The organism is Liquorilactobacillus vini DSM 20605 (assembly GCF_000255495.1).
Taxonomy (GTDB): Bacteria; Bacillota; Bacilli; order Lactobacillales; family Lactobacillaceae; genus Liquorilactobacillus; species Liquorilactobacillus vini.
In genome coordinates this window covers 1-10,494 of the sequence record NZ_AHYZ01000091.1, presented here as the reverse complement: position 1 = coordinate 10,494, position 10,494 = coordinate 1, and the positions used below count along the sequence as shown (strand labels likewise).

At 38.0% G+C, this 10,494-nt stretch carries 14 protein-coding genes and 4 pseudogenes; 9 read left to right on the top strand and 9 right to left on the bottom strand.

Features of this window, described 5'->3' with window-relative positions:
- Position 1: 1 nt before the first annotated feature.
- A pseudogene (locus ON15_RS06055) lies at positions 2-247 on the bottom strand (helix-turn-helix domain-containing protein); the annotation flags it as partial.
- Here ON15_RS06055 and ON15_RS06050 point away from each other — a divergent pair.
- A pseudogene (locus ON15_RS06050) lies at positions 233-442 on the top strand (NUDIX hydrolase); the annotation flags it as partial. The pseudogenes ON15_RS06055 and ON15_RS06050 overlap by 15 nt on opposite strands.
- 117 nt (positions 443-559) lie before the next feature.
- Here ON15_RS06050 and ON15_RS06045 read toward each other — a convergent pair.
- From ON15_RS06045 to ON15_RS06020, 6 genes and pseudogenes are all read right to left on the bottom strand, one after another.
- Positions 560-1,201 carry an SDR family oxidoreductase gene (locus ON15_RS06045; protein ID WP_010580591.1) on the bottom strand — a complete coding sequence of 214 codons (642 nt, stop codon included), beginning with the start codon at positions 1,199-1,201 and terminating at the stop codon, positions 560-562.
- A 238-nt stretch (positions 1,202-1,439) separates the two neighbouring features.
- Positions 1,440-1,988: pseudogene (locus ON15_RS06040) on the bottom strand (metal ABC transporter solute-binding protein, Zn/Mn family); the annotation flags it as partial.
- 131 nt (positions 1,989-2,119) lie between these two features.
- A complete protein-coding gene (locus ON15_RS06035) occupies positions 2,120-2,332 on the bottom strand; it encodes a hypothetical protein (RefSeq protein ID WP_010580589.1) in 213 nt (70 codons plus the stop codon).
- A gap of 435 nt (positions 2,333-2,767) precedes the next feature.
- A complete protein-coding gene (locus tag ON15_RS06030) occupies positions 2,768-3,523 on the bottom strand; it encodes an ABC transporter permease (RefSeq protein ID WP_003572050.1) in 756 nt (251 codons plus the stop codon).
- Positions 3,520-4,170, bottom strand: a complete 651-nt coding sequence (locus ON15_RS06025) for an ABC transporter ATP-binding protein (protein ID WP_010580588.1) — start codon at positions 4,168-4,170, stop codon at positions 3,520-3,522. The genes ON15_RS06030 and ON15_RS06025 overlap by 4 nt, the downstream gene beginning before the upstream one ends.
- 44 nt (positions 4,171-4,214) lie before the next feature.
- Positions 4,215-4,457: a transposase gene (locus ON15_RS06020; RefSeq protein ID WP_010580587.1), complete on the bottom strand. Its 243-nt coding sequence runs from the start codon at positions 4,455-4,457 to the stop codon at positions 4,215-4,217.
- Positions 4,458-4,881: 424 nt separating this feature from the next.
- Between ON15_RS06020 and ON15_RS06015 the strand changes: the two genes are divergently transcribed.
- Entirely contained in the window at positions 4,882-5,145 is a 264-nt protein-coding gene (locus tag ON15_RS06015; protein ID WP_010580585.1) for a type II toxin-antitoxin system Phd/YefM family antitoxin, read from the top strand.
- Complete coding sequence (locus ON15_RS06010; protein ID WP_010580584.1) at positions 5,142-5,408, top strand: Txe/YoeB family addiction module toxin; 267 nt, start codon at positions 5,142-5,144, stop codon at positions 5,406-5,408. Before ON15_RS06015 ends, ON15_RS06010 begins: the two co-directional genes overlap by 4 nt.
- 139 nt (positions 5,409-5,547) lie before the next feature.
- On the opposite strand, the gene ON15_RS06005 is transcribed toward ON15_RS06010, so the two are convergent.
- Both ON15_RS06005 and ON15_RS06000 read right to left on the bottom strand, forming a co-directional pair.
- Complete coding sequence (locus ON15_RS06005; protein WP_010580583.1) at positions 5,548-5,907, bottom strand: type II toxin-antitoxin system YafQ family toxin; 360 nt, start codon at positions 5,905-5,907, stop codon at positions 5,548-5,550.
- On the bottom strand, positions 5,904-6,185 hold the full coding sequence (locus ON15_RS06000) for a type II toxin-antitoxin system Phd/YefM family antitoxin (RefSeq protein WP_010580582.1): 282 nt from the start codon (positions 6,183-6,185) through the stop codon (positions 5,904-5,906). Before ON15_RS06000 ends, ON15_RS06005 begins: the two co-directional genes overlap by 4 nt.
- 82 nt (positions 6,186-6,267) lie before the next feature.
- Between ON15_RS06000 and ON15_RS05995 the strand changes: the two genes are divergently transcribed.
- The 6 genes and pseudogenes from ON15_RS05995 to ON15_RS05970 form a co-directional block, all read left to right on the top strand.
- Positions 6,268-6,855: a site-specific integrase gene (locus ON15_RS05995; protein WP_010580581.1), complete on the top strand. Its 588-nt coding sequence runs from the start codon at positions 6,268-6,270 to the stop codon at positions 6,853-6,855.
- A 352-nt stretch (positions 6,856-7,207) separates the two neighbouring features.
- Positions 7,208-7,420, top strand: coding sequence for a hypothetical protein (locus ON15_RS05990; protein WP_010580580.1), 213 nt, complete (start codon positions 7,208-7,210; stop codon positions 7,418-7,420).
- A gap of 711 nt (positions 7,421-8,131) precedes the next feature.
- The gene (locus tag ON15_RS05985) at positions 8,132-9,061 is read left to right on the top strand and encodes a replication initiation protein (RefSeq protein ID WP_010580579.1); all 930 of its coding nucleotides are present in this window, start codon (positions 8,132-8,134) and stop codon (positions 9,059-9,061) included.
- Between the two features lie 282 nt (positions 9,062-9,343).
- Complete coding sequence (locus tag ON15_RS05980; protein WP_010580577.1) at positions 9,344-9,904, top strand: DUF536 domain-containing protein; 561 nt, start codon at positions 9,344-9,346, stop codon at positions 9,902-9,904.
- 20 nt (positions 9,905-9,924) lie between these two features.
- A complete protein-coding gene (locus ON15_RS05975) occupies positions 9,925-10,209 on the top strand; it encodes a site-specific DNA-methyltransferase (RefSeq protein WP_235720436.1) in 285 nt (94 codons plus the stop codon).
- A pseudogene (locus tag ON15_RS05970) lies at positions 10,203-10,494 on the top strand (magnesium transporter CorA family protein); the annotation flags it as partial. The gene ON15_RS05975 and the pseudogene ON15_RS05970, both read left to right, overlap by 7 nt.

The window sequence follows — 10,494 nt, the reverse complement described above, 5'->3', positions numbered from 1 at the left end:
TTTATCTAAATAGCTTTTTAATGTATTGCACTGTGCGCGGAGAAATATTAAAAGCTTCAGCGGCTTCCTTCACAGTATGAGAGTTAGAATATTCAAAGATAGCCATATTCCGGCTATCTTTTTTTCTTTTGGGTCTACCCTCCTTATAGTTGGGATTGTGTTGCCTTGCAAATATTTTAACGGCTTGCGTACGCTCAATAATCATATCACGCTCCATCTCCGCAACCGATAGCAAAGTTCGCAAGATGTGTACAAAATGTTCATTGCTTGTCTACCGGAGAATCGTGCGTTAAAAAGCGGGATCGAAACTGCAAAGGTTCAACTTTTTACGCGAGAACAAGCGCTTCAGGTGCCCTTATCGCTACAACGCAATTTGCCGGCCGACATTGAGATGGCATTTGACGCACATACGGCTAGTCACTGGATGACAAAGTTTGATTGAGTTTAAAAAGATAATACTTTGATAGCCAAGTAAAGGGCATGGCAACAGAAAAGAGTTTATTTCCCAGTGATGAACACGGAAATAAACTCTTTTTGATTTGACCGATGACTGGTTACTTTAATAGAAGGAAGGCTTATCGCCTTGGGTGTTAGGTTGGTCAACGCCAAGTGAAGCACCGATGTGTTTGCTTGGATCGTTAATCAGCTTGACGACGAAGTCAGCGATGCTGCGCCGAGAGACTTCTGTGCCCTTAAATGGCTCGCCTTTTTCCGTTAATTCATAACTGACAATGTTTTTATTGGAAAGCCAAGCTGGCCGAATGATCGTATATTTTAAGTCAGAATTTTCAATGACTTTGGCGGCTACGGCGTAGGTTTCAAGATAACCACCATCAAGCATTTTATGATTCCACTTGCCAAAAGCGCCGGGGACTTCATCGTAAATTCCCAACGTCGAAATCCAAATCAATCGACTCACACCTGCAGCATCCATCGCTTTCACGACGGATTTTGCCTGATCTTCAATTCCCTTGTTGCCAAGGTTGGCATAGACAACGTCAATGCCAGCAAGCGCCTTGGTCAACTTGGCGGTGTCGGTGACATCCCCGTCAATCACCGTCTCCCGTTGCGGATTGACGTCTTGCAGCCGCCCGGCATTGCGTAGAAACAAACTCAGGTGATGATCGGTTTCTTTCAGCAACTGATGCCGCGCTAACGTTGCAATTTGCCCGTGTGCGCCTAAGATCATGATATTTGCCATTTGAATCTTCCTTTCTTGTTCCCAATACAGTTTTATTGTAACACCGGTATTTGTGGGCGGAACGATCAAAAAAGCCCGCGAAGAAATTCGCGGGCTTCCTTCTGGTCAAGTGCTGTCCGGTGTTGTTGGCCCGGGCATATGGTTTATCTTGTCATCAAAGCAATTAACGAAACTTCGACAGAGGGTGAGCTTTGCCGAAACATTGGGGAATGATAAACCCCTGTGACCAGAAGTGATGCTATTTTGCGCTGTTCGTTGCTTGATCCTGAATTTTTTCAAGTTGCTGGTATTGGCTGGTCATCCAAGTCCGATAGTTTTTGCCTTTAGGTAATGTCTCGGTCACTTTCAAAACCGGCACATTATTTTGTTCAGCTAATTTGACGAGTTGATTGACAGTCTTTGAGCTTGCTTGGATGTTATTGACAAAGAAGGCAATTTTCTTTTCCTTAATATCGGTTTCGATACCATGGATATCTTTTGCGCTGTAGTCTGTGCCGTCTTCGGTTGACTTCGAGAAGTGATCGTCATTGACTTTGTAGCCCAGATAATCGAGCGCGTACCCAAAGACAGGTTCGGAGACATCAACGAGTTGGCCATTTACTTTCGACTTCAACTTGTTGATCAAAGTATTGAGATCGTCCAGTGAAGCGATGTATTTTTTTGCATTCGCCTTGAAGGTCGCTTTGTCGGCTGGATCTTTCTTGGCAAACTTATCAGCTAAGGTATTGGCCAGTTTTGGCATGGTTCGCGGATCGTACCAGATATGTTCGTTGTCTCCTTCCTTTTTAATCTTAACAAGAATTTAGCGGCTATGTTCGTTTTTAAGGACCTTATTTCTCGTTTCTAGCGGTTTTAAGACTGTTTATATATATTTATACCAAAGGAAAAATAAGAACCCCTCAGTGAGCTTTTAGAGGGCTAGATGACGAAACATGGACGATTAATAATATCTTCTTGTCTTTTTTGCAAAATATAAGTATATAAGGAATCATACAAATTCTTTTTAATCTCGTCAGGTTCATTGACAGAAGCTTCAAGCAATTCTTGAATATCAATTTGCCAAGGATCAGCAAGCATTTCATCAATTGGTTTTAATACTTTCTTTTCGTCAATCTTAATGACTCCTAACATCAAAATAATGCTTTCAGTTTAAATTCACAGATCTTACAACACCGTTATTCAAAATTTGTTACCAAGCTTATAAAAATTCTCTGCACAAAGCAATTAAAAAATTTTGGCTTAAAACAGCGTAATCTGCAACACTTTTTAAATATTTAAAACATAACAATCTTAGTTAGGTGCAAACATAAATTGAATTAAAAATACAGTCAATTCAACAACGGCAAAAACTGATTTCATGGTTATCAGCAGACCGAGTAAAACGAGGTCAATGCGCAGTTATACCCTTGACGCTTGTCAAGGGTAGATTTAATCCCCATTTTGATGGGGTTTATTTGTATTAGAAGGCTAACGCCAACTATCAAAAACCTAGAGTTAAATCTTAAGATTAATCAATCACATTACGAAGGATCCAATGACTATAAGCAAGACGAGTACCGGGAGTTATTACTTCAACTGTTTTTGTTCATTATAGAAATTACGGTAAGCTAAATAGCACGCAATGATTGACCCCAAACTAGTCGCTGATAAGAGCATGAACGTGACCATAATTTGATACTTAATGGCCCGTACTGGATCGACCCCCGCAAAGATCAAACCGGACATCATCCCTGGCAGGCTGACTAGACCCACAGTCTTTGCCGAATCAATGGTTGGTGACATCCCCGTACGAATCGCCTCACGCACGATGGCAATCGAAGCATCAAGTAGACCAGCCCCTAACGCCAACCGTTCAAGCACACCTTGCCGCTGGTCATGAAACTGACTATTGAGGCTGCGATAAGCCAGCCCAATTGCGACCATTGAATTCGACGCAATCATACCAGAAATGGGAATCATTTGCGATGGCACAAACTTAATCGCACCAGATAGCACGAGGACGCCGAGTGTTACCCCCGTACTAACAAAAATGGCTAATAACGAAATGGCTAATGCATGGTCAATCCCCGGCCCCCGTTTTTTCGCATTCCAAGCCGCATTGAAGATAATGAAGCCCATCATCGCCAGCGTTAGCCACAAATTGTTGACTCGGAAAATATACTTTAACAAGTAACCCACGATAAATAGTTGTACAACAGCCCGCACGACACCAATGACGATGTCCCTATCCAAGCCAAGTTTCTGCCACAAACTAATTCCTAACGCGACGAGCACTAACATTGCCGCCAAAAATAGCGACGTATTATTAACTGCTAAATTCATGCGTGTACCTCCAATCTGCCAGCAACCACTTTCGCTAATTGATCTGCCGCATCAATCTCTGTCGCGTCATGAGTAATCATGATCGTTGTCACGTGATCCTGCTCATTTAACTGTCGTAACCAGGCGTGCACGATTTGCTTATTATTTTCATCCAAACCAGCTGTCACCTCATCTAATAACAACACTTTTGGTAAGAATAAGATGTTGCGAATCAGCGCGACCCGCTGCCGTTCACCACCGGAAAGCTCGATAATCGGCTGATGCAGGGTTCGTTCGGACAGCCCAACATTATTTAACGCCGTTACCACTCGTTGCGTATCCATGACTTGCTTACGAATTTGGTACGGGAAAGCTAAGTTATCTGCCACCGTCTCACCAAATAACGTCGGTTGTTGGAAACAATATGAGACTTGCCGCCGATACATGATTGGGTCATAACTTTCAATCGGCTGCCCATCAAAAATCAAGGTCCCACTTGTTTTAGAAATCATGGCCGCAATGATCCGTAATAACGTACTTTTCCCACCACCGGATGGTCCCGTCAATGTAATATGAGCCCCAGCTGGAATCTGCCAATCAACATCATGTAAAATATGTTGATCAGCGATTTGATAATTAACTTTTTCTAAACTAATCAATGAATTCATATGCCACCCCCGATTACTAATTTATAATCATTATAATCTGACTGTTAGGCTATGCGTGATAAAATTTCGTTTTCTTCCTCCAAAATAGCGAGGCGCTTCTCTAGTTGCTTGACATCTTTTAACGTCTTTGACTGACCCTTGATCATGATTGGGGTAGCTTGTTTAACCCAAATAGCAATAGAATCTTTCGACGGAACAAATTCTTCTGCTAATGATTTAAGTGAACGGCCTTCTTGGTGAAGTTTAACCAATGAATCTTTGAAATCTTGTGAATAACGAATTGGCATAAAAATACTCCTATACTTTCATTTTACGGACTGAATAAAATAGTCCATTTTTTTAGTATAAGAGCATATTTGTTTGATGTATTAATACACGAACCTGTGTAGCCATTGGCAAAGCCATATGAATCATACCTGAGTCAAAGTGTTCCGTATAACTACGGAGGAGTTCTAATTGAACTTTTAATTTATCATTATTTTCCTTGATCGATCGTTTTTGTCTAGACATACGTTTTCTCCTATATAGGGAGTATTATATCATTTTATAAAGAAAACAACCCCCATTATCTAACCGGTAGATAATGGGGGCTTTTTTAATAGGTTTTCACAGGGGCGATTTGGAACATGCCCCCTTAAAATATTGTTTATATGGATAAGCGCTTGCGTACGTGGATGGCGTACGTTATAATTTACTATAGAGGTGAGCGAAATGGAAAACTATACGCCAACTAAAGCACGACAAAATCTTTACCAGATTTTGAAAGATATTAACCAGCAAAAAAAGCCGGTTACAATCACGCCAGCTAATGGGGACGAGGACCAGGCAGCAATTATTATTTCTAAAAAAGACTGGGATTCAATCACTGAAACCTTATACTTGGAAAATACCGGAACATTGGCTAAAATCCGTGAACGTGAAGATGATGATAGTGGTTTTACTAACGTTGATGACCTTGACTGGGATAATCTATGAGTAGTTATCAAGTTGAAATCAAGAATTCTGCTAAAAGTGATCTGAAAAAATTAAAGAAATCGAACCTAAAAACGCAGTTTTTAAAAACAGTCGCTATTCTAAAAGAGGATCCTTACCAGCCGACACAATCATTTGAAAAGTTACAGCCAGCTAGTCGCGGATTATATTCAAGACGACTAAATGCGCAACACCGGGTAGTTTATCGTGTAGATGAAGCATTAAAAAGGGTCTATATTTATGCAGCATGGAGCCATTACGAATAATTAAAAAATCTGCTCTAATAGTAAATTTGAGGGTCTATAAGTCCCAAATAACCCCTCGAAAACATTGAAAAAATACCCCCTAATATCTATAATATAGATGTTAGGGGGTATTTGTCATTATATACTAAAAATAACTTCTTTATTCGCCATTTTTTAGATACCTCTTAGAACGATTTTGCCCAGGAAATAAACGATCATGCGACCCCACTCGAACTCCGATTAAGACTAGTTTATCTTTATCAATCGTATAAACCACCAGAACATCGTTAGTCTCGCTTGGTTTTTTGTTTTTCGGGGTGTCTCGCAAATGAAATTCATTGTATCCGCTCATTCGCCGATTAAGCTCATGATCTTCAAATTCTGGTGGTAATTGTTGTTGCTCAAGCAATAGATCAATGGCTTCTCGAACTTCATCAATAATAGATTTGTCTAAACTGGCTAAACGCTTTAGGTCAGCATTAAAGGTTGCACGCGGTTTAAATCTTAGTTTTTTTTTCATGCTTTAAACTGACCCCAATAATCATCATTTGATTCTACAATTTCATCATCAGGTAAAACATGTCGTTTAATTAATTGATCACGCGCAATTGCATATTCCAACGAGCCTTCTTTAGCTTTTAGTGCTCGTTCTAGCCAGTCCATTTTTTCTTGCGAGACAATGGCCACTGCTCGACTATTTGAACGGGCAATATAAACCGTTTCATCTTCGTCATTAACTTGATCTAAATATTTTTTTAGGTTAGCGCGAAAATCGCTCTGTGTTAATGCTAATGTCATATTTACCACCCTTTCTTTGTACTTAATATTGTACTTTAATTTGTACTAAAAATCAAAAAATAGTTTAAAGGAGAATAAAACTATGCAACAGGTTGTCTTACCAATCAAAGATTCGAATGTTCTTAAAGAGGTACAAGATACCTTACTCAATAATTTCAAAGCTGGTCAGCGTAACTATACAATTTTTCAGGTTGGGAAAGCTACGCTACTAAGAGTCAGTGACGTTATGTGCCTAAAACAAGCAGATATCTTTAATTCGGACGGCTCCATTAAACAAAATGCATTCATTCACGACCGAAAAACCGGCAAGCCTAATACCTTGTACCTTAAACCAGTTCAAACAGAGCTTTTATTGTATCGTCAATGGCTGCTTGATCATAAACTAGAATCTGAATGGCTCTTTCCTTCGATTCAACACCCAGAACGACATATCACAGAAAAACAGTTCTATAAAATCATGAGCAAGGTTGGCGAGCTGTTAGGAATTAATTATCTAGGTACTCATACTATGCGCAAAACCGGGGCTTATCGGGTTTACACGCAATCCAATTACAATATTGGCTTAGTTATGCACTTATTAAATCATTCTAGTGAAGCCATGACTTTAGCTTATTTAGGCTTAGATCAAGCGAGTACTGAAACTATGCTTGATCAAATTGATTTTGGCTAAATGGGTGTGATTTTAGTTGTCGCTTATAGCGACTTCTGATACAGATTTTTGGTTTTAGCACAACGTCATTTTAGATGACGTGTAAGTGCGCATTGACCTCGTTTCACTCGTCCTGCTGATAACCATACAATCGATTTTTGCAGTTGTTGAATTGACTGTATTTTTAATTCAATTTATGTTTGCACCTAACTAGGATTGTTATGTTTTAAATATTTAAAAAGTGTTGCAGATTACGCTGTTTTAAGCCAAAATTTTTTAATTGCTTTGTGCAGATAATCTTTATAAGCTTGGTAACAAATTTTGAATAACGGTGCTGTAAGATCTGTGAATTTAAACTGAAAGCATTATTTTGATGTTAGGAGTCATTAAGATTGACGAAAAGAAAGTATTAAAACCAATTGATGAAATGCTTGCTGATCCTTGGCAAGTTGATATTCAAGAATTGTTTGAAGCATCTGTCAATGAACCTGACGAGATTAAAAAGAATTTGTATGATTCCTTATACACTTATATTTTGCAAAAAAGACAAGAAAATATTATTAATCGTCCTGGTTTCGTCATTTAGCCCTCTAAAAGCTCACTGAGGGCTTTTTATTTTTGTTTTGATATAAATAATATATAAATAGTCTTAAAGTCCCTAGAAACGAAAAATAAGGCCCTAAAAAACGAACATAGCAGCTAAATTCTTGTTAAGATTCAAAAAAAACTAACTATTTGCTGTCAATGGTAGCGGACGAGCGTAGCGTGGGAGCATAAGGAATTGACAGCTCTAAACCAGTCTTAACACTGAATTGGCGAAAGCCAAAGTTTCTATAAAACTTTGCTTTCCTGCCTAACGGCGAGTGAAAAAGCGGTCAAGCTGGCTCAGCTTGGACGGGGTTCGGGGCGTCAGCGCCCGAATTAATGTGGCTTGCCACTCCTTTGCAGGCAACGAACGAAGTGAGGCGCAAAGAGCGTAGCGAATGAAGTTTAATGTGAGCCTGTTTTTGGGCTCACTCCTTTGTATTTTTGTTTTAGATTTTGATCTTGTACACTGGTGCCTCTTTTAAACCTCTTTTATAAACCTCTTTTAAACCTCTTTTAGACCCCCTTTTAGCCTTACTCTCCCAGGGGATACAGGAGTTTATAGATAGAGTTTTGTCTGTTTATAGATAGAGTTTTGTCTGTTTATAGATAGAGTTTTGTCTGTTTATAGATAGAGTTTTGTCTGTTTATAGATAGAGTTTTGTAGTATTATATATTCATAAAACCATATTCATTAAAAGAGGTGCTTCATTTGAGTAATGAAATTGTTAAATATGATCCTGAATTAAATACAATCCCACTTCGAAAATTCACTCCTGTTGAAATGAATTTATTCTTCTCAATAGTTTCTAGAATGCGTGACAAGGGTGACGAAACTGTAAGGTTTTCATTTGATCAATTAAAAGAATTAAGTGCATATAAACCTACAGCAAATAACCGATTTATTGACGATATTGAAAGTACTTATCAAAAAATTTTAGGCTTACGCTTTGGAAGACGTAGTAAAGATGGGCTGCATCGTGAATTTTTTGTTATGTTTACCGAATTTGAGATAAACGGCCATGCTGATGATCCTTATGTTGATATTAAAATTTACCCCAAAGCTATAAAATTATTAAATGAGCTGGAAAGTTGGGTTCGTTATGCTTTATCAGAATTCAGAGATTTAAAAAGTAGCTACGCAAAAACCATGTTTCGGTTACTAAAACAATTTAGAACTACTGGGTACGCTTACTTTTCAGTTGCAGACTTTAACGAGCTATTAGATGTCCCTAAAAGCTATAAAAGTAGTAATATAAATCAATCCGTTTTAAAACCCATCAAAGAGGAACTTACGCCTCTTTTTAGAGGCCTAACGGTTAGAAAAAAATATGGTAAAGGCCGCGGGAAACCAGTGATTGGGTATTCTTTTACTTGGAAGCCTGAAAAGAAAGACGCTAACGACTTCTCACAAGGTCAATTTCAAGATGAACGTCAAAAACTCTTTAACATTCAGCATAATGGTGAATTAACAGAACAGGAAAAATGGCGCGCCATTGACAAGGTTAAGGGGCTAACTTTAGGCTCTACTGAGAAACAAGCATTGGCTGATAAACAGGCCGAGCACGATAAAAAAATAAGAGATCAAGCACGAAAAGAAGTACTTGCTGAACTCCGAAAGGGGTTTGGAAATCATGCCTAAAACTATTAGAGAACTTGCTGATGAGTTTGGTGTATCAAAACAAGCCATTAGGGAAAAACTAGATGCAAACTTGAGTTGTTGTTAATCCGGGATATTTGCTGTTAAAGCAACATTCATTGGTGGCAACAACCAGAACCAAATCAATTATAGTTTAGCTTGAAGATTGATACCTAGTTTAAAAAACGACAAGAACGACAACCAAGTTTAAGCTTTGCTTGTCGATTGGTGTTCTTGTCGTTTTTAACTTATAATTTAAGGCGGATTAATTAGGTGGTGAAACTATTGGGCAAGACTATTCGACAACTTTCAGAAGAATTGAAATTATCAAAACAAGGTATTAATCAACGTATTAATAGTATTAATGGTTTTCGAAGCAAACACACTTACAAAGTTAAAAACCATCTAGAAATAGACAACCAAGGCGTTAAAATGCTTGCTAACTTTGACAAGCAAAAACGCCAAGAACGACAACCAAATCAGCAAGATAAAAACGCCAAGAACGACAAGATTGATCACATATTGCTGAAACAACTTGATGTTAAAGATCAACAAATTGCAAATTTACAACAAGCCTTAGACCAGCAACAAAAATTACAGATAGCAACGGTAACAGAAAACCATCGATTAAAAGAGCACATTCGGAAATTGAGTGGATTGCTTGAACCTTCTAGTGCAACTCAACAGCAACAATCAAACGACAAGGACGATACCTTGTCGAATAGTATTAATGCCATTCATGACAATGCTGAAAACGACAAGCAAGATCAAAGTCATATTGTCGATGAAAAGAAAAAAAGAATACATAAAAATAAAGTCAATAAGAGTTGGTGGCATTTTTGGTAAAAATTAAAGGGCGGATTAGAATGGAAATAGAACCTAAGATAATGTCTCAAGTCAAAAGTATTTTAGGAGAGTTTGGAAACAAGTATTTAACTAGTAAGGGTTCTCTGAAACGAAATAATGTAATTAATGACTTGGATAAATTTGACCGTGAATTGATGACAAAGCTATTTAAAGATCCTTTAATACATAAAAATTATGTAGAAAAAATTGCTGACACTGAAGTATTTAGACTCAATCAATTTATTGAAATGTTTGAATATAAAGAATTTTGGGAAAAATATAAAGCAGGAGGATTACAATGCTGAAAACTTATTCTTTAACAAAAGATACATTATTAGTTTCGTCAGAATCAAATATCAAAAATTCTTCTGTTGTTTATGTTTATGGTGACGAACGAGAATATATCGAATCTTTTGAACATAAATATGACTTTAAAATAGGCAATATACTAACGTTTGATGATCGAGTTGCATATGACACGATGATAGATCGGAACGATGAAAAAAGTTTGCTCGTAAGTTTTCTGTTTCCCGAGATACATGAAGGTGGGCATCTAGATAATCTGACGACATCTGTTGTTTTCTTGGTGA